At 44.1% G+C, this 25930-nt stretch carries 26 protein-coding genes and 3 pseudogenes; 15 read left to right on the plus strand and 14 right to left on the minus strand.

Features of this window, described 5'->3' with window-relative positions:
- Window positions 1–262: 262 nt before the first annotated feature.
- Window positions 263–742, plus strand: coding sequence for a Dps family protein (locus J4N43_RS18280; RefSeq protein ID WP_005375587.1), 480 nt, complete (start codon window positions 263–265; stop codon window positions 740–742).
- A gap of 107 nt (window positions 743–849) precedes the next feature.
- Here J4N43_RS18280 and J4N43_RS18285 read toward each other — a convergent pair whose 3' ends face one another.
- The 5 genes from J4N43_RS18285 to J4N43_RS18305 form a co-directional block, all read right to left on the minus strand.
- A complete protein-coding gene (locus J4N43_RS18285) occupies window positions 850–1464 on the minus strand; it encodes an HAD family hydrolase (protein ID WP_005375585.1) in 615 nt (204 codons plus the stop codon).
- A 142-nt stretch (window positions 1465–1606) separates the two neighbouring features.
- Window positions 1607–2683, minus strand: coding sequence for a PQQ-dependent sugar dehydrogenase (locus J4N43_RS18290; protein ID WP_005375583.1), 1077 nt, complete (start codon window positions 2681–2683; stop codon window positions 1607–1609).
- A gap of 149 nt (window positions 2684–2832) precedes the next feature.
- A complete protein-coding gene (gene yiaY / locus J4N43_RS18295; protein ID WP_005388247.1) occupies window positions 2833–3981 on the minus strand; it encodes an L-threonine dehydrogenase in 1149 nt (382 codons plus the stop codon).
- Between the two features lie 333 nt (window positions 3982–4314).
- Complete coding sequence (gene elbB, locus J4N43_RS18300; RefSeq protein ID WP_017634378.1) at window positions 4315–4965, minus strand: isoprenoid biosynthesis glyoxalase ElbB; 651 nt, start codon at window positions 4963–4965, stop codon at window positions 4315–4317.
- A 12-nt stretch (window positions 4966–4977) separates the two neighbouring features.
- Window positions 4978–5127, minus strand: a complete 150-nt coding sequence (locus J4N43_RS18305; protein WP_017634379.1) for a hypothetical protein — start codon at window positions 5125–5127, stop codon at window positions 4978–4980.
- Window positions 5128–5247: 120 nt separating this feature from the next.
- Between J4N43_RS18305 and yddG the strand changes: the two genes are divergently transcribed.
- Window positions 5248–6150 carry an aromatic amino acid DMT transporter YddG gene (gene yddG, locus J4N43_RS18310; RefSeq protein WP_158159385.1) on the plus strand — a complete coding sequence of 301 codons (903 nt, stop codon included), beginning with the start codon at window positions 5248–5250 and terminating at the stop codon, window positions 6148–6150.
- 151 nt (window positions 6151–6301) lie between these two features.
- Here the strand turns inward: yddG and J4N43_RS18315 are convergent, their stop codons facing one another.
- Together J4N43_RS18315 and J4N43_RS18320 are read right to left on the minus strand one after the other, a co-directional pair.
- Window positions 6302–7195 (minus strand): cation diffusion facilitator family transporter, encoded by an 894-nt coding sequence (locus J4N43_RS18315; RefSeq protein ID WP_005389400.1) that lies wholly within the window; start codon window positions 7193–7195, stop codon window positions 6302–6304.
- A 176-nt stretch (window positions 7196–7371) separates the two neighbouring features.
- Window positions 7372–8250: a LysR family transcriptional regulator gene (locus tag J4N43_RS18320; protein ID WP_053350623.1), complete on the minus strand. Its 879-nt coding sequence runs from the start codon at window positions 8248–8250 to the stop codon at window positions 7372–7374.
- Window positions 8251–8421: 171 nt separating this feature from the next.
- On the opposite strand from J4N43_RS18320, the gene J4N43_RS18325 reads away from it, so the two are divergent.
- Window positions 8422–8997, plus strand: a complete 576-nt coding sequence (locus J4N43_RS18325; RefSeq protein WP_017821100.1) for a class I SAM-dependent DNA methyltransferase — start codon at window positions 8422–8424, stop codon at window positions 8995–8997.
- Between the two features lie 148 nt (window positions 8998–9145).
- On the opposite strand, the gene J4N43_RS18330 is transcribed toward J4N43_RS18325, so the two are convergent.
- Entirely contained in the window at window positions 9146–11119 is a 1974-nt protein-coding gene (locus tag J4N43_RS18330; RefSeq protein ID WP_053350624.1) for an acetoacetate--CoA ligase, read from the minus strand.
- Between the two features lie 222 nt (window positions 11120–11341).
- On the opposite strand from J4N43_RS18330, the gene phhA reads away from it, so the two are divergent.
- Together phhA and J4N43_RS18340 are read left to right on the plus strand one after the other, a co-directional pair.
- On the plus strand, window positions 11342–12136 hold the full coding sequence (phhA, locus tag J4N43_RS18335) for a phenylalanine 4-monooxygenase (RefSeq protein ID WP_053350625.1): 795 nt from the start codon (window positions 11342–11344) through the stop codon (window positions 12134–12136).
- Entirely contained in the window at window positions 12126–12464 is a 339-nt protein-coding gene (locus J4N43_RS18340; protein WP_005375563.1) for a 4a-hydroxytetrahydrobiopterin dehydratase, read from the plus strand. The genes phhA and J4N43_RS18340 overlap by 11 nt, the downstream gene beginning before the upstream one ends.
- A 71-nt stretch (window positions 12465–12535) precedes the next feature.
- Here J4N43_RS18340 and J4N43_RS18345 read toward each other — a convergent pair whose 3' ends face one another.
- The gene (locus tag J4N43_RS18345) at window positions 12536–14305 is read right to left on the minus strand and encodes a choice-of-anchor I family protein (protein ID WP_158159384.1); all 1770 of its coding nucleotides are present in this window, start codon (window positions 14303–14305) and stop codon (window positions 12536–12538) included.
- A gap of 199 nt (window positions 14306–14504) precedes the next feature.
- Here J4N43_RS18345 and J4N43_RS18350 point away from each other — a divergent pair, with 199 nt between their 5' ends.
- Window positions 14505–14849 carry a HopJ type III effector protein gene (locus J4N43_RS18350; RefSeq protein WP_005375560.1) on the plus strand — a complete coding sequence of 115 codons (345 nt, stop codon included), beginning with the start codon at window positions 14505–14507 and terminating at the stop codon, window positions 14847–14849.
- Between the two features lie 38 nt (window positions 14850–14887).
- Here the strand turns inward: J4N43_RS18350 and J4N43_RS18355 are convergent, their stop codons facing one another.
- Complete coding sequence (locus J4N43_RS18355; protein ID WP_080276966.1) at window positions 14888–15196, minus strand: cysteine-rich CWC family protein; 309 nt, start codon at window positions 15194–15196, stop codon at window positions 14888–14890.
- 143 nt (window positions 15197–15339) lie between these two features.
- Between J4N43_RS18355 and J4N43_RS18360 the strand changes: the two genes are divergently transcribed.
- Both J4N43_RS18360 and J4N43_RS18365 read left to right on the plus strand, forming a co-directional pair.
- On the plus strand, window positions 15340–15555 hold the full coding sequence (locus tag J4N43_RS18360) for a DUF3820 family protein (RefSeq protein ID WP_053350627.1): 216 nt from the start codon (window positions 15340–15342) through the stop codon (window positions 15553–15555).
- Between the two features lie 40 nt (window positions 15556–15595).
- Window positions 15596–15841 carry a hypothetical protein gene (locus J4N43_RS18365; RefSeq protein ID WP_005375556.1) on the plus strand — a complete coding sequence of 82 codons (246 nt, stop codon included), beginning with the start codon at window positions 15596–15598 and terminating at the stop codon, window positions 15839–15841.
- 169 nt (window positions 15842–16010) lie between these two features.
- Here the strand turns inward: J4N43_RS18365 and J4N43_RS18370 are convergent, their stop codons facing one another.
- Window positions 16011–16619 carry a LysE family translocator gene (locus J4N43_RS18370; protein ID WP_053350628.1) on the minus strand — a complete coding sequence of 203 codons (609 nt, stop codon included), beginning with the start codon at window positions 16617–16619 and terminating at the stop codon, window positions 16011–16013.
- 161 nt (window positions 16620–16780) lie between these two features.
- Between J4N43_RS18370 and J4N43_RS18375 the strand changes: the two are divergent.
- Window positions 16781–18141, plus strand: a pseudogene (locus tag J4N43_RS18375) (aminotransferase-like domain-containing protein).
- Window positions 18142–18435: 294 nt separating this feature from the next.
- Here the strand turns inward: J4N43_RS18375 and J4N43_RS18380 are convergent.
- Complete coding sequence (locus J4N43_RS18380; protein WP_053350630.1) at window positions 18436–19038, minus strand: helix-turn-helix domain-containing protein; 603 nt, start codon at window positions 19036–19038, stop codon at window positions 18436–18438.
- 45 nt (window positions 19039–19083) lie between these two features.
- Here J4N43_RS18380 and J4N43_RS18385 point away from each other — a divergent pair, with 45 nt between their 5' ends.
- The 4 genes and pseudogenes from J4N43_RS18385 to J4N43_RS18400 all read left to right on the plus strand — a co-directional run bounded on the left by J4N43_RS18385 (window position 19084) and on the right by J4N43_RS18400 (window position 21692).
- The gene (locus J4N43_RS18385) at window positions 19084–19788 is read left to right on the plus strand and encodes a B3/B4 domain-containing protein (RefSeq protein WP_053350631.1); all 705 of its coding nucleotides are present in this window, start codon (window positions 19084–19086) and stop codon (window positions 19786–19788) included.
- Between the two features lies 1 nt (window position 19789).
- Window positions 19790–20416 (plus strand): annotated as a pseudogene (locus J4N43_RS18390) (LysE/ArgO family amino acid transporter).
- Window positions 20417–20697: 281 nt separating this feature from the next.
- A complete protein-coding gene (locus J4N43_RS18395) occupies window positions 20698–21174 on the plus strand; it encodes an alpha/beta hydrolase (protein WP_252094195.1) in 477 nt (158 codons plus the stop codon).
- A gap of 11 nt (window positions 21175–21185) precedes the next feature.
- Window positions 21186–21692, plus strand: coding sequence for an alpha/beta hydrolase (locus tag J4N43_RS18400; protein WP_252094196.1), 507 nt, complete (start codon window positions 21186–21188; stop codon window positions 21690–21692).
- 149 nt (window positions 21693–21841) lie between these two features.
- Here the strand turns inward: J4N43_RS18400 and J4N43_RS18410 are convergent.
- A pseudogene (locus J4N43_RS18410) lies at window positions 21842–22646 on the minus strand (sulfite exporter TauE/SafE family protein).
- Between the two features lie 122 nt (window positions 22647–22768).
- On the opposite strand from J4N43_RS18410, the gene J4N43_RS18415 reads away from it, so the two are divergent.
- A complete protein-coding gene (locus J4N43_RS18415; protein ID WP_053350635.1) occupies window positions 22769–23563 on the plus strand; it encodes an AraC family transcriptional regulator in 795 nt (264 codons plus the stop codon).
- 330 nt (window positions 23564–23893) lie between these two features.
- The gene (locus tag J4N43_RS18420; RefSeq protein ID WP_053350636.1) at window positions 23894–25144 is read left to right on the plus strand and encodes a DEAD/DEAH box helicase; all 1251 of its coding nucleotides are present in this window, start codon (window positions 23894–23896) and stop codon (window positions 25142–25144) included.
- A 151-nt stretch (window positions 25145–25295) separates the two neighbouring features.
- Here the strand turns inward: J4N43_RS18420 and J4N43_RS18425 are convergent, their stop codons facing one another.
- The gene (locus J4N43_RS18425) at window positions 25296–25712 is read right to left on the minus strand and encodes a VF530 family protein (protein WP_053350637.1); all 417 of its coding nucleotides are present in this window, start codon (window positions 25710–25712) and stop codon (window positions 25296–25298) included.
- Between the last annotated feature and the right edge of the window lie 218 nt (window positions 25713–25930).

The raw sequence follows: 25930 nt of genomic DNA on the forward strand, positions 1-25930 counted from the left end.
CCAAATAGTCAAAAAGCCCCAATTCTTTTTACACAAAAAGGGTTGGGGCTTTTTGTTGGATGATACGCCGATATTCGTCTACTTGCTCATTGGATTTAGCTATTTAAATCATAGTTAAAACCAAATTTTCTTCACCGAGCCAGAGTCGTAATATGACTCCATCGGCAGCAAATACTGCAAAAGAATTTTTAAACTTTATACCAATCCCGGTAAGAGAATCGTTCGTTACTACGATTGGTATCATCCTTCTAGGAGCAAGATTATGAACAAACAAGTAAGCCTAATTGGTCTAGACAGCGAACAATCAGCACAACTAGCTCAACAGTTAAATCAACTGCTAGCGCATTACCAAGTGTTATACATGAACTCTCGTGGTTACCACTGGAACATTAAAGGTACGCAATTCTTCGAACTGCACGTAAAATTTGAAGAGATCTATACTGATCTACAAACAAAAATCGATGAGCTTGCAGAGCGTATTCTAACTTTGGGTCATACACCAGCACACGCATTCAGCAACTACTTGGAAGCAAGTGAAATTAAAGAACATCAAAACGCGACTTCTGGTGAGGAGTGTGTACAAGGTCTGGTTCAAGGCTTTAGCGTTCTACTTCTAAAACAGCGTGAGATTCTACAAAACGCGGGTGAAGCAGATGACGAAGGTACAGCGGCATTGATGGGTGACTACATCCGTGAGCAAGAAAAATTAATGTGGATGCTTAACGCTTACCTACAAGGCTAAGCAGCGCATCACCCAAGCAATCCTTGGGAACGCATGAAACAATCGGGAATAAGTCATAAGGGGCACGCTGGTGCCCCTTTTTTGTGTGCGTGTTTTATGTGTGCGCTTTATTTGCGTGGTAAGGATTGGAAATGGCTCAGTAAATCGCTGAGTTCATTAAGCGCCAACGAGGCTGAGTCATTGAAGGTTTCTTGATTCCCATGGTGCACAAGGCAAGAGGGCATCTGCGCGTTATACGCTGCCTGCAAGTCGTAAAGGTAATCGCCGACATAAAGCACTTCATCAGGCATCAAACGCCACTCTTTCGCCAATACCTGCAGAGACAAAGGGTCTGGCTTGGGCGGGAAGCATTCACGAGTGATGACTCGTTCTACTGAGATTTGGTTGTGCTCTAGTTTGCGCTGCGTGGCGATTTGGCAGTTGCGCGTCACGATAGCGGTTTTGATTTCATTTTGATGCAAGTGGGCGAGCAATTCATGGCAGCCAATCATTGGAGCAGACTGCTCAGCATCAGAAATCTCGTAATCAAATATCACGTTATGAGCGTGCTCTCGATGGTGAGGATGCTCAAGTGCGTCGACAAAATCCAATAGATCTTCACTCTGCGGACAGCCAAGCTGTTGTCGCAATTCGCCGAAGTTCATATCAGAACTCACCAAGGTGTTGTCTAAATCAAACACCACGGCTTTAATTTTATCGAGCTGCAAAGGGAATGGAATCATAATGGCCTCGTACAACTTAACCGAACTATCGTTTTAAAAAACAAAAGGTTATTGTTAAGTTTAGATTCTTCTGCTTAGATTGTACGAAAATAAATCACTAGTACGTCACAAATCAAATAGTCTTAATGATTTTAGTGTTTGATTACCTTTCCTCAAGACGAAATATTTTGCCGCTGTCGGTAGAAAAATAGATATAACCATCGGGGCTGATGGTTATATCTCTTATTCGCTCACCAAGATTCTCCATTAATCTTTTTGATTCGGTAAGGTTGCCATTATCAATAGAAACCACGTTGATGTGCGCCAGTTTCAATGCGCCTGCGAGGATTTTTCCGTCCAATTCTGGGTATTTATCACCACGGTACAAAATCATATTACTGGGCGCGATAGAAGGGACGTATACCAGCTTGGGATCTTCCATTCCCGGTAACGACTTAGCTTCCCCAACGTCCAACGGCCCCCAATATTCTTTACCATGAGAGACTTTAGCCCAGCCGTAGTTCGCGCCTTTCTTGATTAGATTAATTTCATCGCCGCCGCGTGGTCCATGTTCAATAGACCACAGCTGTTTTGTTGCTTCGTCGTAAAACATACCTTGTGGGTTGCGGTGCCCGTAACTCCATATCTCAGGACGAGCTTCGGAAGGTTTGAATGGGTTGTCTTGCGGAACCGAACCATCAAGGTTAAGGCGCACAATACTACCAGCATGGGTTTGACTGTCTTGCCCATTATCACGTTCGCCACGGTCACCGATTGAGAAGTAAACTTTATCGTCTACAAATGAAATTCGACTGCCGTAGTGGCGACCCGTGTCGGTGATGGCATCAGCAACAAAGAGATCGTTCCAACCCACAAGTTGATTGTTTTGCAATTGCGCCGTCGCTAACGCCACCGTATTGCCTTTACTTGTGCGCTTGCTGTAGGTAAAGAAGAGTTGCGGGTTTTGCGTATCGGCATTCGGTGCGAGCGCAACATCCAATAAGCCGGCTTGTCCACTGGTGTTCACATCGGGGACGTTAAACAGCTTTTGAGGTTTGCCTGTGGTGATATCCAGCAACGAAACCGTACCGTTCTTTTGATTGACGATAACGCGTTGATTATCTAAGAACTCGATCCCCCAAGGGATCTGAAATCCACTCGCCACTTCGTTGGCGCGGTATTCGGCAGTGTTGGCAGAAAAGGATAAACAAGCGAGTAGGGTAGCAGCAATCGTTCTCATGGTTCCTTCCAATATGAATCGTGTTAATACTTAAAAGCTAACACTAAAAGACTATGTTTGGCAGAGATTCACTTGTATATGAATGTAAAAAATCCCCGATACGAGATCGGGGATTGAATTAAGGCTAGAGAATTGTTTATGTAGCGAGATTACATCGCTTCTTCGAAGATCTTAGAGATTTCTTCGTGAGTTGCTTGTTTAGGGTTAGTGAAACCACAAGCGTCTTTCAGTGCGTTGTCTGCTAGTGTTGGGATGTCTTCTAGTTTCGCACCAAGCTCTTTAATACCTGCTGGGATACCCACATCTTTCGCTAGAGTAACGATAGCGTCGATTGCTGCCGCTGCACCTTCTTCAGCAGACATGCCTTCTACGTTTACGCCCATTGCTTTTGCTACGTCACGTAGACGCTCAGGACATACTTGCGCGTTGTAACGCTGTACGTGAGGTAGAAGAATCGCGTTACAAACACCGTGTGGAAGGTCGTAGAAACCACCTAGCTGGTGTGCCATTGCGTGTACGTAACCTAGAGAAGCGTTGTTGAACGCCATACCCGCCATGAACTGTGCGTATGCCATTTGTTCACGAGCTTCTAGATCTTCACCGTTTTTCACTGCTGTGCGTAGGTAAGCTTGGATAAGCTCAATCGCTTTGATTGCTACTGCATCAGTGATTGGTGTTGCCGCGATAGATACGTAAGCTTCAATCGCGTGAGTTAGGGCATCCATACCTGTTGCCGCAGTTAGCGAAGCAGGTTTAGCGAGCATTAGCTCTGGATCGTTTACCGAGATAAGCGGTGTTGTGTGCTTATCAACGATAGCCATCTTAATGTGACGCTCTTCGTCAGTGATGATGCAGAAACGCGTCATTTCAGATGCAGTACCCGCCGTCGTGTTGATCGCGATAAGTGGCATCATTGGTTTTGCAGATTGGTCTACGCCTTCGTAATCTGCGATTTTGCCGCCGTTAGAAGCAACAAGCGCGATACCTTTCGCACAGTCGTGTGGTGAACCGCCGCCTAGAGAGATAACGAAGTCACATTCGTTATCAGTAAGAAGTGCTAAGCCGTCGTTAACGTTGCTGATAGTTGGATTTGGTTGAGTGCCATCAAACACAACGGTTGCTACATCGCGCTCAGTGAGAAGGTCTTGAACTTGTTTGACTACACCGATTTGGTTAAGGATCTTATCCGTAACGATCAAACCTTTTTTAAAGCCTTGAGATTGGATGCTGTCTGCTGCGTCTTTCAAACAACCAGCGCCCATTAGGTTTACCGTAGGGATAAAAAATGCACTTGTCATATTGGATAGCTCCGTCGTTATTTTTAATAATCTTTCTTAATTTGCCATTTACTGTCGCACATTCGTTTCCAGATTGAAGTTGATCTAAAGCAAGTTTACCCACTTAGAGGTACTTGCAAGAGAAAAACTGTGACAGTGATCTTGTTGCACTGCGTATAAGTGCAACACTGATATAAAGTAGAACAAATATGAAACTATGGACGCAAACGATTGGCAGAAATTGACTTCTGACGCGGATATATCTCTAAATTCGACTAAAGTATAAAAAATCCCCATTAATAACTTAATTATCAATGGGGATAGGGAAGTGTTTTATAAGCTAACTACTAATAATTAAGCTATTTTAATCAGTTTTGATACTAACTTTTCGATACCTGAAGCCGCTTGAGAGATATTCTCTGCCAACATGTAAGCAGGGGTTGAAAGTACGAGGTGTTTTTCATCAAAAACGATGTCTTCGACAGGGCACGTGGTGTGTTCACCGCCCATTTGATTAAATGCTATTGAGACTGCCTCATCGTTGCCTACCGTTCCTTTCACGCCTTGCTCATAAATCATCGGAATAATGACAGGAGAAATACACAGATAGCCAGCTGGTTTTTTCGCATTAGCAAACGCGCGACAAGCTTGAGCTACGTGTGTGTTAATGGAGCACTCCGCACCCGAAACAGCGAAGTCGGTTAAGTTTTTCGCGGCACCAAACCCACCTGGAAGCAGTAGGGCATCGTATTCATCGACGTTAAGTTTGGCAACATCGTCAATGTTTCCGCGTGCGATACGAGCTGATTCGATCAAGACGTTACGGGTTTCATCCATTTCGTCACCAGTTAGGTGATTGATGACATGGAGTTGGTCAATGTTAGGTGCAAAGCAGTGCCAAGTTGCCCCTGCTTTCTCGATGGCGTAGAGCGCCAACACTGCTTCGTGGATCTCAGAACCGTCGTAAACGCCTGAACCACTTAAAATGACTGCGACTTTTTTCATGTTTGAATTCCTTTACTCTGAACGTTCCTTAGATTGCTCTTCGCTATCTAGACCATGCGTTTCCGAATGTGTTTTAACGTTTTCACTCTCGTTGTCATCTTCATCATAGTAGCGCACAACAAAGGGTGTAAGCATAACACTAGAGGGCAGAAAATGTTTCATATCAACTCCAACGGCTTAATAGAATGATTTTTATACTGATTTTTATAAAACAGTACGTTGAACCTGATCATTTTTGAGTTAAGCTGACGTTTCCTTTGGCATTCGTGAGTGGTAGGTCATATGAAATCAGTGCAATTTCGTTTCACACTTTATGGTTGTATCGCGATTCTCTCTTGGAGTTGTCTGCTTGGCATCGCGAGGTTGGTTACGGAGAGTTTAGGTCCTGTAGGTGGGGCAGCCATGTTGTATTCTCTCAGCTCTGTTTTCCTTCTTATCGTGGTCGGTATTCCAAAGTTGTCTTACTTTTCTCCCAAGTATCTTGTGCTTGGTGGTGCGATGTTCGTTTGTTATGAAATATTTCTCGCTCTATCTTTGGGATATTCCAACTCGCGCGCGCAGGCAATTGAGGTGTCGATTGTCAACTACCTTTGGCCTGCACTGACGGTTTTATTTGCGCTCCTTGGCAGTAATAAAAAAACAAACTGGTTGCTTTATCCAGCAGTTACGCTGGCGTTTGTTGGGGTTGCTTGGACTGTGAGCGGTGAGAATGGCTTATCCATAACTCAGATCATGTCCAATGTTAGTAGTAACCCTCTGGTGTATTTTATGGCTTTCGCTGGCGCGGTTATATGGGCTTTTTATTGCAACTTAACCCAAAGGCAGCAATCTAAACATAATGCGATTACCCTGTTTTTCATTGCAACTGCTGTTTCGCTTTGGGTCAAATATGCGTTTACGGATGAGCCAACAATGACATTCAGTTGGGAAGCGATGGGGTACTTAGTGGCTTCTGCGGCTTTAATGGCTGGTGGTTATGGTTTATGGAACATCGCGATCGTTGGCGGCAATATGGTTTTTCTCGCCACCTTGTCTTACTTCACGCCCATTTTTTCCGCTTTATTTTCTTCCATTATTCTTGGCGTAACTCTGAGCCATAGCTTTTGGCAGGGCGTTGTGATGGTAACGGTGGGCTCGCTGATGTGTTGGTTAGTCACCAAAGAGAAGCGCGAAGCGGCTGGGTAAGTTACCAACGAGATCAGAGAATTTAAGTGAGCAACGAACAGATCTCCCTTGCGAGCTGTATTCGAATACGAAGCAACTAAATCGAAAAAATTAAAAAAGCTCCCGAGATTGGGAGCTTTTTATGGAGTTTTAACGGCTCTTTGGTGGCGCTCTAATAAGCGACGTTCAAATGTAGTTGAAGCTTGAATCTGTGCTTCGACAGTCGCTTGATAAGCTGCTTACGAGTGTGCTCTAGTGTATCAAGCTCCAATGTGTCGTCATCAATATGTACGTCCACATTTACTCGTAGCTCTTGGCCCACCTTCGTTACGCCAGCCAGTTTCAATTGATGCTCAGTCACTTTTTCAATCTCAAGAACATCTTTGCCAACGCTCTGACACAGCTCTTTGCTTGGTGTCATCATTAGTAGTTCACGTAAGGCACCTACTAGCATATCGAACGGTACTTTGAGGAAGTAAAAGCCCATTAAAACCATCATCATGGGGTCGGCATATACCGCATACTCAGAGAATGGCGTTAGTGAAACAGCCCAAGCCGAGATAAATCCTACGGTCACCGCCACACTTAGCAGAGTATCCATTTGCCACTGTTTTTTCTCCGCTTCAATCAAGCCTGATGAGAAGCGGCGGCTGCGTTTCGCCATAAACCACCAAGCGTAACCACAGCCAATAACATTCACGATGCCGAATAAGGTCGCAATAGAAGCATCGACCTCGCGACCTCCAGACATCAATGCTGATATCGCAGAGTAGAGAGAGAAGCTTACAACCACTAAAATGACGGCTGCTTTTATCGCAATAACGATTGGTTCTAAGACCGCTTTTCCAAATGGGAATACAGATTTTGAAGGCTTGTTAATATAGTAAGAAGCGGCCAGTGACAATAAAGTTAACAGTAAGCTGACCAAAGAGTAAACACCGTCAAAAACGATGACAATTGAGCCTACAAGCAAGCCAAGTACCATACCACCAGCAGCGAACCCAGATGCCAAAAGGGCTGAAATGGTTAGAATACGGTTTTCGTTTTTGCTTGTCCTGTCACACATAAAAGATGCCTTTGAATTTTAATACCTTACTATTCTTCGCTCATAAGGTAATTTAGGCAACCACAAAGTGACCAGTAACTAATCTAAAAAATTGCGTTTTTATTTATATTCCTATAAAACAATGGCTTACTGTGATTTTTTGGTGTCAGTAAAATTGACGCTCACTGATAAAATGTTTAGAAGTCAAATAAATACTCGCTCAATTTATCTGCTAACCACATCATTGCTGGATGCTCAGTATGGCCGTTAGGTGAAAACATACAGTAGTCTTCTTGCGTCAATCCGTATGTGTGTTTGATAACGGCTAGCTTCTGCTGACGAAGGTAATGGCGGATTAATGGTTCTGGAAGCACGCCCCAAGCGTCTTCTTCTAAGATGGTGTTCAGCATGTAGTCAAAACTCGAAAAACCAATATATCGAGTCGAGAAAGGTTGCAGTTCAGGGTTGTCTTTCTCATTTAGGTACACCATTAGTGCTTGCATCTGACTACGTAGATCTTCGTCTGAGACACGGCGCATCTTACTTAGGCGGTGTTCTACACTGCATACTGACATCATACGTATCTTGCCTAATGGGTTATATACGATACGAGGATCGTCTACTCGCTCATAATCAACGCCGAAAGCAAAATCTACTTGGTGGGTACTGACCAAGTTGGCTAAGTCGCCACTGGATGCCAAGATTAAGTTGAAGGTTGTTGAAGGAAAGCGGTTATTCAATGTATGAGATAATTCTTGCCAGAGATCATCAGGTAAGGAGTCGTCACGTGCTACCCAAACTTCCGCGTTAAACCCTTCCGAGATTTGAGCGCAGGTCTTTCTGACCCGTTGTGCGATGATAAGTAGGTGTTCGCAATCTTTGTAAATGGCTTTCCCAGCTTCAGAGAGGGTGAGCTGGTTGCCAGTTCGGTTAAACAATTCAACGTCGAGATCTTTCTCTAATGCCTTAATCGACATACTGAGTTTGGTACGATTGCAGTCGAGTTGCCTTGCCGCTTCAGAAACAGAACCACACTCAGCGATGGTGCAGAAGGCTTCTACTTGAGTTAAGTTCATGATTTGACACAACCAATAAATGAATTCAAATAATTTGGGTATTATGCAGATGCGCTCCCAAAGCCATGAAAGATTATCGAAAAAAACGCGAATCCGCCAGATAAGTCTATGGTCTTTTAACGGTTTTGCGGTAATCTATGTGGGTTACAAAAAGTGAACATGGAGGCCACGATGGCACAAGATTGGGACGGCTTAGCAAAAAACTGGGAATCAAATCCAGCAACAGAGCAATTTGCGCAGTCGGTGTTTGAGCAGTTACAACAGCTAACTCAGCTTGATGGCATTAAAGTACTAGATTTTGGATGCGGAACAGGGCAGTTAAGTCAACGATTGTCACCGATGGTTAAAGACATCGTAGCATTAGACGCATCGGAAGCCATGATTGAGGAACTCGATAAAAAAGAGCTCGTCAACGTAGAACCTGTGGTAGATGCATTATCTCGCGGCTTAGTCGCTCAGCATCCGGCCTTTCGTGGACAGTTCGACTTGGTGGTTGCATCATCAGTTTTAGCGTTTGTGGAAGACTTAGACGCGTCATTAACGATCTCGCATTCTCTACTTAACCACGGCGGCTATTTTGTTCATTTTGATTGGATTGCAGAATGTGAACAAGACGGTTTTACCCTTGCGAAGTCTGAGCGTGCACTGAAAGAAGCGGGTTTTACTGAAGTTGAATCGCAACACGTTTTTGACATTACATCTGATGGTAAAACAATGTCGGTATTAATGGGGCTTGGTCGTCGCTAATACCGCTGAATAAAGAACAAAAAATGACAAAAGCGAGCTAACAAGCTCGCTTTTTTCTTATCTGCTGAGGATATATGTAACTTCACTTGCTCTAAACAAGCGTCGTGGTGCAGGCAAGGACATACTCGAACAACTTAGTCTTCGGAGGTTATTTTGAGACGACTATCCTGCGTATCTCCTCCAGCACTTCAGGGTTGGCTATTGCGCCTAAATTTTCGACGCTTCGGTTGTTAACGACTTGCTTAACGGCTAACTCGACCAGCTTTCCTGAGCGTGTCTTAGGTATATCGCTTATTGCGTAAATTGCACTAGGTACATGCCTTGGAGAACATGCAGACTTTAGCTGTGCTTTGATGGAAGCGATCATCTCGTCATTGAGCTCTACCCCTTTGACTAATTGGACAAACAGCCATATTTGTTCGTTGCGATCGACTTCTTTTCCTACTGCGATCGAATCTAGAATACCGTCTATACAGTTCACTTGCTGATAGATTTCGGCCGTGCCGATTCTTACGCCACCAGGATTCAACGTGGTATCACTTCGACCATAAAATACGTATCCCCCAACGCGGGTCTGTTCAACATCATCGCCGTGGTGCCAAATATTGTCGAATTTATCCCAATAAGCACGATGATATCTCTCACCGGTGTCGTTCCAAAAGCCAGCAGGGAAGTTGGGTAATGAATTGGCACAAACCAACTCACCGCGCGCTCCCATTACGCTATTACCTTGTGGGTTAAAGACTCGGACATCGACCCCTAACCCTGCTGATTGGCACTCTCCCCGATAAACGGGAGAAATAGGGTTGCCCAATACAAAGCAGCCACAAATGTCTGTTCCGCCAGAAATCGAGGCGAGGTGTACATCTTCTTTAATGCGCTGATAGACATAATCAAACTGTTCTGGATACAGAACAGAGCCCGTTGAGCAAATGGTTTTCAGACTTGGAAATGCATCACTTTTCTGCGGAGAAAAAGGTGCTTTTTCCAGCGCCTCTAGGTATTTTGCTGAGGTTCCAAACAGCGTCACTTCGGCTCGTTCTGCGAGGTCCCAGAGCACATTATGAGTGGGGTAAACAGGGCTACCATCAAAAATCACCAAACATGCACCGCTCGCGAGTGAAGAAACGTGCCAGTTCCACATCATCCAACCGCAGGTCGTGTAATAAAACACTCGGTCGTTCGGTTGGATATCGCAATGCAGTTGATGCTCTTTCAAGTGATTAAGCACCGTTCCGCCGACGGAATGAACGATGCATTTCGGTTTGCCTGTTGTGCCTGAAGAATAGAGCACAAATAGCGGATCGTTAAAATTCACACGAGTAAAAGTCAGCGCTTCGGGGGTGTATTGATTCAGGACATTTTGCCAATCTTGGGTGCAGACATCGCATTCAAAAATGTGTGGTTTAAGGTAGCTAATTTGGCAAACTTGTTTAAGACCATCAAGATGATCCGCAATATGCTGGTTTTTCTTAGACATATCGAAAGTTTTGCCATTGAATGTATAGCCATCACAAGTAAACAGGATTTTGGGTTTCACTTGACCAAAGCGCTCCAAAACGCTTTCGACGCCAAAATCAGGTGAGGTAGAAGTCCAGGTCGCCCCTAAACTGGTGGTTGCTAGCATAGCTATTACCGTTTGAGGTAGGTGAGGTAAATAACCAGCGACGACATCACCTTGCTTAATTCCACATTCTTTCAACCATTGCTGCACACTCGAAACTTCTTCGCACAATTGTTTCCAGGTGTAGGTCTGTTTTTCTTCACGTTCATTTTCAAACCAAATCGCGAGATCATCGGGTTGGTGACACGCGTAGGTTAGCAAATTTTCGGCGTAGTTAATTTGCGCGTTTGGGAACCATTTTATATCCCTATTTTCAACAGGTTGCTGCCAGCGACTTTCTGCTCGCTCTTTTATGGTCTCTCCCTGAGTGCCAATGACGTCGCAGAATAGCCAAACTTCCTGCCAAAATTTTTCTACATGATCGAGTGACCATTGATGCAGATCAGCGAAGCTTTCAAGGGTATTTCCTTGTCGATTAATGTGTTCAATAAACTGTGTAATGTTGGCTTCTTCGATACGACTTTCGCTCGGTTGCCATACTTTGCTGCTCTCGCGCATAGGTCCCTCTATAACAAAGTGATAACAGGTTTTAGTTTGAGAGGAATACACGATAAAGTCAAACAAGCCAGATATTATATCGTGTCATAAAAATCATGCAGTTACGATGAGTTGTAAACAATATGTTACATCGGGGTGATGCTGAGAAAATCGCGCAGGGATTGGAAGCTCTTAAGACTACAGATAGGCTTAATGTAAAGGATTTGTTAATGGAGATGAGCCATGACCCAGTATCGTTCTAAACCCGTAAACCAGGAAGGCAGGGTTGAATGGAGCCGTGAAGAAGACGCCATTTGGCGAGATTTGGTAACACGACAAATGGGTGTGATCCAAAACAGAGCTTGTGAGGCTTATTTACACGGTTTGACGCTGCTTGATTTACCTCAAGACCGCGTTCCTCAGTTACCAGAAATTAATCGTGTCTTGATGGAGACAACAGGTTGGCAAGTGGAGCCCGTTCCCGCGCTTATTGATTTCGACCGATTTTTTAATCTACTCGGTAATAAGCGCTTTCCAGTCGCCACATTCTTGCGTACAAGAGATGAGTTCGATTACTTACAGGAGCCAGATTTCTTCCACGAAATATTTGGTCATTGCGCGATGTTAACCAACCCAGACTTTGCTGCATTTACCGAGCATTATGGTCAACTAGGGCAAGCCGCTACCCCAAAACAAAGAGCCTATCTCGCTCGCCTCTACTGGTTTACCGTAGAGTTTGGCTTGGTGAAAGAAGGGGACAAAACCAAAATTTACGGTGGTGGTATTCTTTCATCTCCTGGCGAAACCCTCTACGCATTAGAGAGTGATGTAGCAATTCGCGACCCATTTGAATTACAAACAGTGCTGAGAACGCCTTATCGTATCGACATCATGCAACCGAAGTATTACGTGATTGATGACTTTTCTCAGCTTTTTAAAATCAGTCAGTTAAATTTATTGAAACAAGCCGATCTAGCGATTGAAGCTGGACTGCTTCCTCCACTTTTTGAACCAAAGGAACCTGCTCATGTTGAATGAACAAAAATGCGAAGCTTGTAGTATCGATGCCATTGCACTAAGCAAAGAAGAGCAACAGTCTCTGCTTCTGCAATTGTCTGATTGGCAGATCATTGAAAGAGAAGATATACCTCAACTAGAAAAGGTGTATAAATTTAAGAACTTCAAACAAGCATGGGCTTTCAGTAACAAAATCGCGGAACTGGCAGAAGATGAGTTCCACCATCCCTCTATTTTGTTGGAATGGGGTAAGGTTACCGTAACGTGGTGGAGTCACTCTATCAAAGGTCTGCATAAAAACGATTTTATCTGCGCATCAAAGTGTGACGCGCTAGCATCGGCAGAGTAGGACATTACCTCATACAAAAAAACGCCCGGCTTACGTCGGGCGTTTTGGTTCTAAATGACTTTTACATTACTTTATAGATTGATTCGGAAGACGGATGTCGTGCCCGATACCTCATTGCCAACGGCGATAAAATGACCACCATTACGGGTAAAGTAATTAATGGATTCTGGACCTAAATCACCTGCTTTTGGATTGTAAGTGTCGTTCGCGCATTCGCCATCTTCCACTTCAGTACAAACTGGTTGGCTGTAATCACGACGGTTTACGTAATGCAGGAACTGCGCTTGTTTCGGGTCTGTGATGTCATAAATCATGATGCCGCCTTGACGCTCCAAGCCGATGAACGCGTAATGACGACCATTGATTTGTGCTACTTCAATTGCCTCTGGCTCAATGCCTTTGTCGTCACTGCGGTCATCCCCACTGTCATTGCTATCGTTGGTGCTGTTGAAGTTCTTACCTTCATTCATTAATGCGATGGTTGCGAAATCGTCACCACTATCGAAAACCAACTTGCCGTTTTCATCCCAAATCGAGAATGAACGCGCGCCAAATGATTGAACATTCTCTTGTGCAGAAAGCGTTTGTTCCGGCTTAATCACTTTTAAACGCGCGAGTTGTTTGTTGTCTTTTAGTGCCTCTGCCAATGGGTGTTCTGCTGCCACTTTCAGCTTCTTACCGCGCACTTCATCAATATGGCTTAAACAGGTTCCTTGCTCAGATGTATATTCATCTGTACCGAGGTAATCGTCTTCATCCCACATAAAGCCAGCTTTGTCGCACAGTTCTTGAGTGGTTGTGAATCCGTACTCACGCCCGTCGCCTTCATTTGCAGATACGATGTAAGTACTCCCATTCACTGAGTAGCTGTCGATAGTGTCAGGCATAAATAAGCCAACCAGTTGTGGGTAGCTTTTCAAGTTCCCAATGATTTTGTCTTTGTTGGATGCATCGAGTTTAGCGCCCGACCAAGACTTCTCACCTAAGCCAACAATTTTTTCTACCGATTTGCTCTCTGGATTGACGATTGCCATGGCGTTATTTTCTTGTAGCGCGACATAGATTTTACCGTTATCTGCAAAAGTGAGGTATTCAGGCTCTAGATCTTGTGCGACGGTGGCGTTTGGCTCCGAAATACGCACATTCATTGGGAGCTCTGCTTTTCGTGAACCATCAAATTCGTTAAAGCCAATTTGTGTCACTTCTGCTTGAGTAACACCAAGGCTCAGATCGATCAAAGTGATACTACCTTCAGGGTCAATGCTGTAATCGCTGTTTGGTTCTCCTTCATTAGCGGTTGCGATGTATCGGCCATCTTTTGAGAAGCCAACCATGTCTGGCAATGCGCCTGTTGGGAAAGTCGTGACTAATGACAAATCGTCGGAGCGGTACAAGCCAACAATACCATTCGCTTGTTTATTACTGTTTTCAATCGCAACTGCTACCAAACCATTGAATACAGCGACACTGTTTGCTGCGCCAATTTCAATGCCCGCTGCTTCGCCAGCGCTGTTGAGATCGATGAATGCGCTTTGCGTTGGTACGCCGTTGTCATCCATAGACATTACATCGACACGTTTTGCTTGAGCATTAACCACATAGAGCTTATCTGTACAAGCGTCATAACTGACGATTTCAGCTGCCGATGTGTCGAATGGAGCATCAGCAACGGATGTTCCGATAAACGTTAAACCTTGAATTGACGTTTCCCCAGTAACGGGGGCAGTGGTAGGTTTGCATTGTGTAGCGAATGAAGCCACGGTATCTTCGGGTTGTGATGAACACGCGATGGCAAGTGATGACAATGCGAGTACACCGATTGCCTTTAAAGGGGTGATCATGATATCTCCTTATCAATCCGATAGGTTGTCAATCAGCATGGGTTTTATGCTGCTGTCCATTTCCGCAACTGGAATGATAGAGCGCTGAATGACGTTTGATTTGGTAAGGCTCTGAATATATGTATGATTGATGACTCTTATATTGGCTTTTTATGAAACTAATGTGTCATCAATATGATGAAGTAGGGATAGAGGAATAATGGAATTAAAATCGTTTTTAGATTTATTGGCAGCGTCACCAGAGCAGGTCGAATTTGAAGCAACGATGGCGGTGATCGAAGATAACTATACGTTTGAGCCAACCGCTTTTGTAAATGGTGAGACACAAAACAATGCAGGCGAGAACAACGGTTCGTGTAAGATCTTCGCTTTCGGTTTGCTAAACAACCTAGACAAAGAAGCGACGCTAGCCTGCTTTGGCCGTTTTTATCGTGAAGATGTATTGCAGCATCCAGAGAACAGCGATCACCAGAATATTCGTAATTTTATGGTGACAGGGTGGGAAGGCATTAAGTTTGAAGCGTCCGCTTTAACCGCTAAATAAACACCAGTCAGAAAACGATGATCAGTAAGCCAGTCGTATTACGCGACTGGCTTTTTTTCTAGACATTTTCGGCACAAACACAGCTGGTTGGCGCTTGGCTTGGGTAAATCACGGGTTTCAATAGTAAAGCACCAGCATGTCTCTTTGCCTGCGGCGATATCACAATGGGCTTGAGTCCCGCACTCAGGACAACTGTGCGTTGAATCTTCTCCTGCGATTTGTTCGATAATCGCATCTCGTTGGAGATCGGTTTTGTCTTTCCATTGGATGATTTCATCCATCGTCCGGTGACAACCAGAGCATATTCCGGCGTTATTTTTACATGCTGCTCGACAAGGTGACTTCATTGCTTTCTCGTTCTCATTTTTTATGCCGCGTACTCTAGCACAAAGCGAGTCAAGGCCGCCAAAATAAACGTGACTGCGATTTGCTGGTGAGGAGGGAGAACCAGTGTTACCCTTGCACGAGTTACCTTAACTCTCTGTCACTTATGTTAGAAAAAGAAAACCTCATTAAACTCGCTAGAATGCAAATGCCATTTGGGAAATATGCAGGGCGAGTGTTAATCGACCTGCCTGAAGAATACTTACTGTGGTTTGATAAAAAGGGCTGGCCAAGCGGCGAGCTAGGGGATTTGCTCAAGCTATGTTTAGCGTTCAAAATTGAAGGCTTAGATAGTGTCGTGAAGCCTTTGAAGCGTATGTAACTAGCCACAGAAACTCCCACTCTTAATGAAAAGACTTATTATGAATTTTGATATCGATGCACTGAAACATCACCAATTGGTCGAAGATGGTAAACTAGAGGGATGCTACATTCATCAGCCAGCTCAAGGTAGCCAACACAATGACAAAGCTGTTTTGGCAGAGCGCCAAGCGTTGGAAAAGTTGGGATATAAGGTAATACAGGTTAAAGCTAAAGGCGGGACAACAACGTTTGCCGAGGCGATGCAAAAGCTTGCGAAGGAAACTGGTCACCTGCCTAAGGAGTAAGTGAGTGTAACCTGCCACAGCCTTACAAGTTCTCCCACCAGACTATTTTTTCATTCAAAAGAGCCAGACCGTTAGGCTGACTCTTTTTTGTCCCAAAGTGTGTTACGCCTCGAAATGCGAATTTAGGTAATTAGCAATTTTATACATACAAAACTCTGCTCTTTGCCATTCAGGCAGAGTGCCTAAAAACTGGTAACAATGATATGAATGTTATCGTCGCTAGGCTGATGTTGAATACGCGCTGTCTTGATACGGTATTGAGATAAATACGAATTTTTTGACCAACCCAGACCCAAGTAATATTTGCAAACAGTCCGAATGTCGTAAACACGAAAGTAATCAATGTAACAGAGAACCAATAGTTAGAAGGGAGACTATAACTTGTGACCAAAGCAAGTGATGCCATCCAAGCCTTCATATTACCCAGTTGAAACAACGTAGCCTGAGTTATGTTGATTGGTTTGCTTTTAGTGGGTTTGCCTGCGAAAGGGTTAGTACATAGCAGCTTAATCATCAGCCAGAACATGTAAACCAGACCGATGTATTTTATAGCGAGATACCAACTTGGATGAGCTTGTAGGGCAACACCGACACCACATGCACAAAGCAGAATTAACCCTATTACGCCAATACGGATACCAATTAGGTGTCGCCATGATTTCCTTATACCAAATTGTGCCCCTGAGTTGGCGAGCAATAAGTTATTTGGGCCGGGTGTTATGGCGGTGACAAACGCAAATAAACTCATCGCTGGAGTTAGGTCCCATAATGTTGTCATTTCTTTTCTTCTCAAATTAGTGCTGATAAGCCAAGAATAAAGGGATGAAGTGAGAGAGACCTACAGTTAATGCGTCATGGTGACAATTCTTTGATTTCATTTTCGTCAGGCCTTATTTATCCTGAATACAAGAGTTAATTGTACCCCTTCGGAGAGAGACAATGTTAGTCCCTGATATATCGGGTCGTTCCGGACCTAAGTTTATGGCACTGGCTGAAGCGATTGCAGAGGTGATAGAGAGTGGTGAACTCGAACCAGACACTAAATTACCTCCTCAGCGTATTTTATCTTATCGCTTAGGTGTGACGGTTGGAACGGTGACGAGGGCATATAGGGAGCTAGAGCGGAGGGGCTTAACGGAACCAAAAGTAGGAAGCGGTACTTATGTACGTTAACAGAGAAACTGAACTGAACCACTTTTATCATCCGGTATTGGAAGAAAAAGGCATTGATCTGGCACGTTGCCGACCTTTGCTATTATCGCAGCCGAAATTTCTTGCGAATGCGTTGAAAGAGCTATCACACGAGGAAATTTGCGCAGGCAGCCGTGCTGGATTACTACTCCGCTGATGGCATTCGGGGTCATAACGAGACTCTTCGACAATGGCTGATGACCAAATTCAATATCGATATTGATGCACGGCGTCTAGTGTGGACTCATGGAGGGCAACACGGGATATCGTTGATTATTCAATCTCTAAGCCGCCCTAAAGATACAATTCTTGCTGAAGGGCTGTGTTATCCAGAGTTCATCTATGCATGTCAGCAATCCGAACGAAAGCTAGTGCCAGTAAAAGTCGATGAACATGGATTAGATCCAGAAGATCTGGCTTTGCACTGTAAGAGGCATCGCCCAAAACTGCTTTATCTTACGCCGGGAATACAGAACCCGACCGGAGCTCAGTTAACGGATAGCCGAAGACTAAAAATCATAGAGATATGTCGTCGTTACAATGTGTTGATTATTGAGGACGATGTTCTCTACTGCCCACCGTCTCATCGAAAGAGTCCCTTAGTTGCTATTGCTCCAGATATTACCTTATACGTGGGCAGTTTTTCTAAATACTTTGCAGGTGGATTGCGGCTGGGTTTCATCATTCTGCCTTTGTCGTTCAAAGATTTACTGCAACGTGCGCTACGAGCCAGTTGTATGTATGTTAGCCCTTTGATAATCGACCTTGTTTGTCGTTGGTTAACTAGCGGAGCTATGCAAGCCGTGGACAAAGAGATAGCGATGGAACTCAGTGCACGTCATCGGATCTGGAAGGCAGTATTTCCCGAAATCCAGATTGGTGTTCCTGGTTACAATGTGTGGCTACCTTTGCCTGAGCCATTAACAGGGTATCACTTTAACCAGTCGTTGTTGAAACATGGTGTCAGAGTGAGGGAAGCGGAAATGTTTGCTGTGGGTCGGTATGAAGTGCCGGCAGCAGTGAGGATATCACTTGCAGGTCCATTAAGCCGATTACAATTGCAATCAGCTTTAGATATCGTAAGAGAGCAAATCACACGGTTAACTTAAGTTTCATAGTTCACATGGATTGTTCAATATCTAACTATTCAATGCTCTATTAGGATTGAACACACCGATATACATAAAGTGCTCAAAGTCTCAAAAGTTACTTGAAATCTGAAACTCGCTTAGACGTCTTTTGGGCAGCATCGAGTTGATTCATCTTTGTCGAGAACCTTCATGTTGAGTACTTTCTAACGCAAAAGTGCCCCATTGTTACTTGGGGCTAGTACTAATCCATCTATTGTGAGTATGGCTTTGCCTTAATAAATCTTATTTGAACTCGCCTCTAAATGAGTGGGCTTATCGATGTAACTCAGCAACGCTCATAGTGAAAACTAAATCCGAATCTGCTTGGTTTGAGTAGCTGTGAGGGACATCCGTTTTAGCTATAGCGGACTGACCTTCATGCAGTTCTATGGCTTTCCCATCAATATTCAAAGTGAGTATTCCAGACTCAACATGAAAAAGTTCAAACGTGCCTTGTGGATGACCTGCTGATTCAAAAACTTCTGATGGTTTCATATTCCAGCGCCACAACTCAATCATATCTGGGCCGCTTGTTCCCGCCAGAAGTTTTGCGCTACCACCGTGCTCGCCAGTCCAAAGCGTTGGAATGTCCTCTTTATCAATGATGTTGACTGTTGGATTACTCGCAACATTCACAATATCGGCAACCGAAATCCCAAGGGCAGCAGACAGTTTACACAACGTCGAAATGCTAGGGTTAGCTGCCCCTTTCTCTACTTCTACTAACATGCCTTTACTTATCCCTGCTCTTTTTGACAGGGCATCCAGTGACAACTTGAGCCTTTTTCGATGTTCCTTGATCCTTGCGGCTACCGCTTGATTAATGAAATCAGCATCAGTGCCACCATTGGTCGATATATTGACTTTTTTGGTCATTGTAATGTATCTTGCATGAAAATGAATCACTGAAGGAATTATCTAATGGTTGTTGTAGTGCCGTCAATCGATGCTCGAATTTCCCAGATTGCACCAGAGTTCAAAGCATTGAGCATATCCGTTAAAGGAACGGAAGTTCAGAGCCAAGAGTATGCAAAACGGGTTCTGCAAGAAGCATGTACTTCCGTCATTGAGAACGACTATCCATGGGCAGAATCACACATCAATGCGTGGGGAGACGTTTTTCGTCAATTTGGCGCTAAACCAAATCGAACCCCTTGCTCGGCTGCTGCACTGCGAAAACGAGTATTGAAAGATGGAGGAATGCAGAGCATTGACCCTATTGTGGATATTTATAATGCCATCAGTATTCGATACGCCATACCCGTAGGTGGTGAAGATATGGACAGTTATCAAGGAACGCCAACACTCACTATCGCAGATGGCTCTGAATCCTTTGACACCATGAAAAATGGTGAGGCTTCAATTGAAAACCCTGATGTTGGGGAAGTAATTTGGCGCGATGAAGTAGGCGTTACTTGTCGTCGTTGGAACTGGAGGCAGGGTGTCAGAACCCGAATTGAATCTGACACACGTAACATGTGGTTTATTCTAGAAAGCTTGCCTGAAATGCCACTAGAACACTTGCAGGAGGCGGGCCAAGAAATGATTAAACACTTGCAAGTGATCATGCCTGATTCAGTGATAGAGCAATCGTTGGTGTTTGCTTCAAAATCCATTGAGGTTTGATGTGATAAATACTTTGTTAACGGGTGCCGTTGTTTCTGGAAGTTTGATTGTCGCAATCGGTAGCCAAAATGCGTTTCTATTAAAGTGCGGATTAAAAAAGCAATACGCACTGTCCGTTGCCACTATCTGCTTTCTTGGAGACATTCTACTGATCAGTACTGGTGTACTTGGTATAGGGACACTGCTCTATAAAGCACCATTATGGAAAGACCTTTTGACTCTTGGCGGCGTAGTATTTCTTTTCTGGTATGGCTAACAATCTGCAAAATCAGCATGGAATGGTTCAAGTCACCTAGAGTTGGAAAATTCGGACATTGCCCAGAGTTGGTTAAAAGTCGTTTTAATGGCGATGGCTATCACTTTTTTAAATCCACATGTCTATCTGGATACGGTGGTGATCCTTGGTGGTGTGACTGCTCAAATGGAACCTGATGAAAAACTACTGTTTGTTATAGGGGCACTGATTGCATCAGGGATCTGGTTTTATGGATTAGTGTATTTGGCTAACAAGTTGATCCCACTTTTTAGTAAGCCAAGAACATGGAGAATTTTAGATTCTGCGATTTCATGCATCATGTTTGGTATTGCATTGAAGCTCGCAACACCTCTGTTAAGCCAATACATATAGAACGTCTCGATAAAGCTGCATTTCCAATAACTAAACTGCTCCTGCCAGATTGGACACAGATTTTCCATACCAGAAGTTATTCGCACTTTGCTAATTTAAGTAAATGCTCTAAATTATTTCTGTCCAAGAGAGTGCTGGCGCAGTTCAAAGTAGGCACTTGCTTTGGGTTACTCGACTCCAAGTAACTTTATTGCTATGTTTCGCAAAATATATGGAGAATCTCCTGCGCGTTATTTTTCTAGATGCCGTGCAGAATAATGTGTTGACCGGCTGAGGGAAAAATGAAAACCAAAATAATAATGTCTTTTCTACTCGCTACATTGTGTGTTAGTGCCAGCGCCAGTACGAATGAGCCGAAATACCATTCTGCGCTAACAATCAAAACGGGATTCAGTGAAGACAGAGATAAGCCAGTAGAAGTCTATTATTGGTATCCCACAACGAACGAAAAAAACAATTTCACGTTTGGTAGGGGGAACATTTTTAAATCAGTCGAAACGCAGTTAGATGCCCCTTTAGCAAGTGGAAAATTTCCCGTTGTGCTTTTGTCGCAGGGCGGAACACGGTCAGCGTTTTCCCACAGTGGTTGGATAGCCTCGAGCCTGGCGCAACAAGGTTATGTCGTTGTGGTACCAAAGCCTCCTGCACCGAACGAAATCAATGCAGAAATGGCTGTTGATGAAATCACATTCAGAACCAGTGATTTGGTGCTTGGGCTGAACGAATTAAGTTCGGTCGGGATACTGTCGGAGGCGTAGATACTGATGCAGTGCAGGGGATCGGCTTTTTTCTGGGCGGCACATCTATGCTGATGCTCTCCGGAGCGCAAATAAGCCCGGAGAAATATCGAACATCGTGTCACAACGCCACCAATGTAGACTGTCATTGGTTACGTGAAAATAACGTTGATATTACCAGCATCCCGGATCAAAAATTTCCCCGATTTCAGTCTGAAAACAAACTGAAATCGGTCGTCGTTATCAACCCTGAGCTAACGAAAACTTTTGTCCCTGAAACTCTGGCCTTGATGAACAATGCTATCACCGTGGTGACGCTTTCTGATCGGCTACATCCCGCACTGACACCAGCCGAATCACTTGTTGAATCTTCCCAATGTGACGTTTCAAGAGATTTCCTAGTGCGAGTCAGTTTAGTGCGTTCGCAGAATGTACTGAGCGTGGCATTAAAATTCTCGCATCAGAAGGGGAGGAAGCACTTTGCCAGGAGCGTGACGAGGTTTCCAGAAAGGACAATCATCAGCACATTTTGGATGTAATTCTGGCCAGGTTAACAAAGTCATAAGAGTGCAACAATGAGGAGCTTTCTTACACATTGTGTGCTTGGACCAGCAAAGCGAGAAGTAAGTTTTTGCAGGCTTATCCTTTCACCATAGTGCAAGGCCTACTAGTGACCGTGTTATTTGCTCTAACTAAGTACTTGTACCAACATTTTGAAACTTAGAAGAACACACAAAATACCAACGATTTTCTTAAGAACTTTATTTGGGAAATACTCTGCACAACGCACGCCGAGGCTAGTAGTTAAGTAGCTACTAATGGAGAAGCTGAGCATTGCAGGAAGGTATATGTATCCTAAGACTAAGTTGTTCCAATCTGTATTTTCCCATCCGTTTAACATGTAACCGAGGCTTCCTGACAGCGCGATAGGGAAACCTATCGCAGCAGAGGTCCAATAGCACGTTTTACTCAAAATTTTGCTGGACAAGATAGGGGATGATCAACCCCGCACCGCTTATAGAGACAAGTGCTGATACAGAGCCAATCACCGAGCCTACAGTGATATTACCGATAGCCCCATGTGGGTTAGGGTTGTACTCATTTTCAGTGTTGAGAAACATCTTATAAGCAACATACAACATGAATACGCTGAAAAAGCCTGCCAGATAGACTTCTTGTAGATACGATGCTACGAATGTGGCGCAAAATGTTCCGACTAGAACTCCGCTCAACATTTTTACTACCATTGTTGAGTCTACATTCTCTTTTTTGTAGTGAGCGCGCATGCTGCCCAATGTTGTAATAATCATCGAAGCCATTGATGTCCCTAACGCAAGATGCACTACTTCCGTATCAGCTATTCCCTGTAGTGAAAATAGAAACGCAAAAATAGGGACGGCCATTCCACCACCACCCACACCAACGAGTCCAGCGAGAAAGCCAATGCCCAAGCCTGCTGTAATGTAATAGATAATAAAGATAGGTTCGTTCATGATGGTTCTGCCTTCGATGAAATGATCGTTGCTAAAATGTTACTCGAACGCTAACTTGCTATGGTAACGTTAAGAGGACAGAAAATAATGAATAATGGCCAAAATGGAATTGAGTAAATAAAGTGACAAACTCTGATTACAGCGAATGGAAAAATGGCGCCGTACTGATCGTTAAGGAGTGGCAGCATGAAAGGAGCGACTTCAACCATTTGGATCAACGGCCACATAATTGGCACAGTCATCATCGAGGCCAGTTACTGTGTATAGATGAAGGGCTAATTCAGGTCAAAACCGATGAAGGAACGTGGATACTACCACCTCACCGAGCTGGTTGGATCCCCCCGGGTGCGATGCACAGTGTTTATTTTTGTGGTTCTCTGAAAGGTCGTTCATTACTGTTTACTCCAGAGAGTTGTGAGCGGTTTCCAATGAGACCTTGTGTTATCCAAATGAGCGATGTGTTGAAAGCCCTATCGGTTAGAGCATCGATATGGAGCAAAACAGACGATCTATCCATACAGTCTTTACGTATTCTTGCCGTAATATCCGATGAAATCGTCAATAGCCCTCATGAGTCACTCCACATCCCACTGCCCAGAGATCCGAGACTGCAAAAAGTTACTCAAGCAATTTTAATAGACCCAAACAGCAAGCATTCTGTAGAGCATTGGGCCAATATTGGGGCAGTCTCATCTCGGACGTTAAGACGATTGATTCGAAGTGAGTTAAACATGAGTTTTAGTGAATGGCGGCAACAAGTACTGCTAATACATTCATTAGAAATGATAGCTCGAGGGGAATCGGTGGGAGATATTGCACATGCTTTAGGTTATTCGACGCCCAGTAACTTTATTGCGATGTTTCGTCGGGTCTATGGCGATACACCCACGCGTTACTTTTCGAGTCGTGGCATATAGTTGCCAGAGCTTACCTAAATTAGGTTCGTTTTTATGTACTGAGGCTTTACATACATTTACTCACCCAACATAAGCAAGTGCTTCTAACTTCTTTCTACCCCAAATGAGCTGAAATCAATTTCGAAGTGGATAACAGATTCGTCGCGAACGCTACCATCTTGGTCGTAGAGTATTGGTTACCGAAACCATTAACTCATGTTAGTGAAAGGAAGTTCCTGAACCCTATAGTGCTTCTTTCACCAATCTTCTGTTTGGGCCATTATTTCTAACATCCAGACGCGAAATAGCATAAGATACACGGCCTTTACTAGCACTGAGCCACTCATCGTAATGACAGATAAAACACAGCAAGCGACATTTGCCGATCTTGGCCTGATTCCAACATTAGTCGAGCGACTAGAAGCGTTGGAATACAGCCAACCGACGCCTATTCAATCCCGTGCTATTCCTGATATCCTTGAAGGGAAAGATATTATTGGTGGTGCCAATACGGGTTCTGGTAAAACCGCTGCTTTTTCGCTGCCAATCCTGCAAAAAATTGTTCAGCAAGACGGATCAAACAATCGCCGTGGTAACTTCGTTTCTCACCTGATTTTAGTTCCAACTCGTGAGTTGGCATCACAGGTGGCATACAACGTCAAATCTTACTCATACCATCTTAGAGATAAGATCAAAACGGTTGCCGTATTTGGTGGTGTATCGGTGAACCCACAAATGCTAGCGCTTCGCGGTGGCTGTGACATTATCGTAGCTACGCCGGGTCGATTACTTGATCTGGTATCCAGTAACGCGATTAAGTTGAACCAAGTAGAAACGCTCGTCCTTGACGAAGCCGACCGAATGTTGAGCCTCGGATTTACCGAAGAACTCAATAAGATTCTTGCGTTACTGCCAGAGAAGAAACAGACGCTGTTATTTTCTGCTACTTTCCCTGATAAAGTCACGACGCTGGCTCAGCAGTTGCTCCGCGACCCTGTTGAAGTTCAGTTGCAGAGCGCAGAAGCCAGCACTTTGGTGCAGCGCGTGTTTAGTGTAAATAAAGGTGAGAAGACGGCGGTACTCGCGCACTTAATCAAACAGCATCAGTGGCGACAGACTCTGATTTTTGTGAACGCTAAGAATGCCTGTAACCATTTAGCTCAAAAGTTGTCAAAACGCGGTATTACCGCTGAAGTTTTCCATGGTGATAAAGGGCAGGGCGCTCGTACTCGTGTCCTTGACGGTTTTAAGTCTGGCGAGATTCAAGTTCTTATTGCCACCGATATCGCAGCACGCGGCCTTGATATTGAAAAACTTCCAGTGGTGATTAACTTCGATCTTCCGCGTAGCCCTGCTGATTATATGCATCGAATCGGTCGTAGTGGTCGTGCTGGTGAAGTAGGTTTAGGGTTATCTCTTATCGATTACGACGACTACCACCATTTCAAAGTGATAGAAAAGAAAAATAAGTTCCAACTTGAACGCGAGCAGGTAGTCGGTTTTGAAGTGGAAGACGATCAGAGTGAAGCCTACTTTTTACCAATGAAGCCGCGAGCGAAGCCAGCAGGTACGGGTAAAAAGAAGAAAAAGCGTAATCAATAGAAAACGTAAACTACATGTGAGTTTACTTACGGGAGTTGCTGGAGAAAGGGAATGCTCACTAGCTTGAGTCTTCGCTTCTAGCCATTCCTTTAAAGAACAATAGAGCCCTGCTGGAGCTACCAGTAGGGCTCTATTGCTTTTCAAGATAGTGTTATTGGCGACGAGCAGGGCGTCCGCGAGGTGAACGCTTTTTAAATGCAGACGCTGCTTTGGCTTGTGACTTAAGAATAGAGTCAATGGTTAGCGGCATTGGCTCTTTAGGTTCAAGGCCATGAGGGAAGGTACGAGCTCTTGGTGGTAAGTTGTATTCTTCTTCGCTCGCGCGCGGCATGCGCTTAAAGCGATAAAGGTAAAAGTTTTCTAATTTTTCTCTCGCCCATTCGGTTTTCTTTAAATACTTCACGCTACTTGCAATCGAAGGCTTAGTGTTAAAGCAATTAAAACGCATTGCTGTATCTAGAATGTCCCAGCCGTAAAAATCCACTAACTCTTGCAACATAGTCTCTAGCTTTAATCCGTGCAGTGGATTGTTCTGTTGCAGCTCGATTCTCTCTTCGTCAGTCATCATTTTTAAGGGCCTTACTCATTAAAGGGCGGAGTTTAACAAAGTATACAATGTAGAGATATCTATAGTTACTTTGCGATGGATGCGAGCACAGTGCTCTCTACCTTGAAAGTATAAATCGGAATTGGCCGCTCTACTTGGCTCTCTGCTCAAAAATGACTCTTAAAAGTTCAAGCGCCCCAGCTCGATGTTAAATTATTGTGTAATAAGTGAGATTTTTG

This window comes from Vibrio sp. SCSIO 43009 (genome assembly GCF_023716525.1).
Taxonomy (GTDB): domain Bacteria; phylum Pseudomonadota; class Gammaproteobacteria; order Enterobacterales; family Vibrionaceae; genus Vibrio; species Vibrio alginolyticus.

What these genes read in the sequence shown, in the direction of transcription:
- J4N43_RS18290 (WP_005375583.1), bottom strand. Translation starts at nt 2,683, where the DNA reads ATGAGAACGATTGCTGCTACCCTACTCGCTTGTTTATCCTTTTCTGCC.
- J4N43_RS18350 (WP_005375560.1), top strand. Translation starts at nt 14,505, where the DNA reads ATGGAATTAAAATCGTTTTTAGATTTATTGGCAGCGTCACCAGAGCAG.
- J4N43_RS18380 (WP_053350630.1), bottom strand. Translation starts at nt 19,038, where the DNA reads ATGACCAAAAAAGTCAATATATCGACCAATGGTGGCACTGATGCTGAT.
- J4N43_RS18305 (WP_017634379.1), bottom strand. Translation starts at nt 5,127, where the DNA reads ATGAAACATTTTCTGCCCTCTAGTGTTATGCTTACACCCTTTGTTGTG.
- J4N43_RS18330 (WP_053350624.1), bottom strand. Translation starts at nt 11,119, where the DNA reads ATGCGCGAGAGCAGCAAAGTATGGCAACCGAGCGAAAGTCGTATCGAA.
- J4N43_RS18315 (WP_005389400.1), bottom strand. Translation starts at nt 7,195, where the DNA reads ATGTGTGACAGGACAAGCAAAAACGAAAACCGTATTCTAACCATTTCA.
- J4N43_RS18395 (WP_252094195.1), top strand. Translation starts at nt 20,698, where the DNA reads ATGAAAACCAAAATAATAATGTCTTTTCTACTCGCTACATTGTGTGTT.
- elbB (WP_017634378.1), bottom strand. Translation starts at nt 4,965, where the DNA reads ATGAAAAAAGTCGCAGTCATTTTAAGTGGTTCAGGCGTTTACGACGGT.
- J4N43_RS18365 (WP_005375556.1), top strand. Translation starts at nt 15,596, where the DNA reads ATGAATTTTGATATCGATGCACTGAAACATCACCAATTGGTCGAAGAT.
- yddG (WP_158159385.1), top strand. Translation starts at nt 5,248, where the DNA reads ATGAAATCAGTGCAATTTCGTTTCACACTTTATGGTTGTATCGCGATT.
- J4N43_RS18325 (WP_017821100.1), top strand. Translation starts at nt 8,422, where the DNA reads ATGGCACAAGATTGGGACGGCTTAGCAAAAAACTGGGAATCAAATCCA.
- J4N43_RS18425 (WP_053350637.1), bottom strand. Translation starts at nt 25,712, where the DNA reads ATGATGACTGACGAAGAGAGAATCGAGCTGCAACAGAACAATCCACTG.
- J4N43_RS18370 (WP_053350628.1), bottom strand. Translation starts at nt 16,619, where the DNA reads ATGACAACATTATGGGACCTAACTCCAGCGATGAGTTTATTTGCGTTT.
- phhA (WP_053350625.1), top strand. Translation starts at nt 11,342, where the DNA reads ATGACCCAGTATCGTTCTAAACCCGTAAACCAGGAAGGCAGGGTTGAA.
- J4N43_RS18360 (WP_053350627.1), top strand. Translation starts at nt 15,340, where the DNA reads ATGTTAGAAAAAGAAAACCTCATTAAACTCGCTAGAATGCAAATGCCA.
- yiaY (WP_005388247.1), bottom strand. Translation starts at nt 3,981, where the DNA reads ATGACAAGTGCATTTTTTATCCCTACGGTAAACCTAATGGGCGCTGGT.
- J4N43_RS18420 (WP_053350636.1), top strand. Translation starts at nt 23,894, where the DNA reads ATGACAGATAAAACACAGCAAGCGACATTTGCCGATCTTGGCCTGATT.
- J4N43_RS18385 (WP_053350631.1), top strand. Translation starts at nt 19,084, where the DNA reads ATGGTTGTTGTAGTGCCGTCAATCGATGCTCGAATTTCCCAGATTGCA.
- J4N43_RS18320 (WP_053350623.1), bottom strand. Translation starts at nt 8,250, where the DNA reads ATGAACTTAACTCAAGTAGAAGCCTTCTGCACCATCGCTGAGTGTGGT.
- J4N43_RS18355 (WP_080276966.1), bottom strand. Translation starts at nt 15,196, where the DNA reads ATGAAGTCACCTTGTCGAGCAGCATGTAAAAATAACGCCGGAATATGC.
- J4N43_RS18340 (WP_005375563.1), top strand. Translation starts at nt 12,126, where the DNA reads ATGTTGAATGAACAAAAATGCGAAGCTTGTAGTATCGATGCCATTGCA.
- J4N43_RS18285 (WP_005375585.1), bottom strand. Translation starts at nt 1,464, where the DNA reads ATGATTCCATTCCCTTTGCAGCTCGATAAAATTAAAGCCGTGGTGTTT.
- J4N43_RS18280 (WP_005375587.1), top strand. Translation starts at nt 263, where the DNA reads ATGAACAAACAAGTAAGCCTAATTGGTCTAGACAGCGAACAATCAGCA.
- J4N43_RS18345 (WP_158159384.1), bottom strand. Translation starts at nt 14,305, where the DNA reads ATGATCACCCCTTTAAAGGCAATCGGTGTACTCGCATTGTCATCACTT.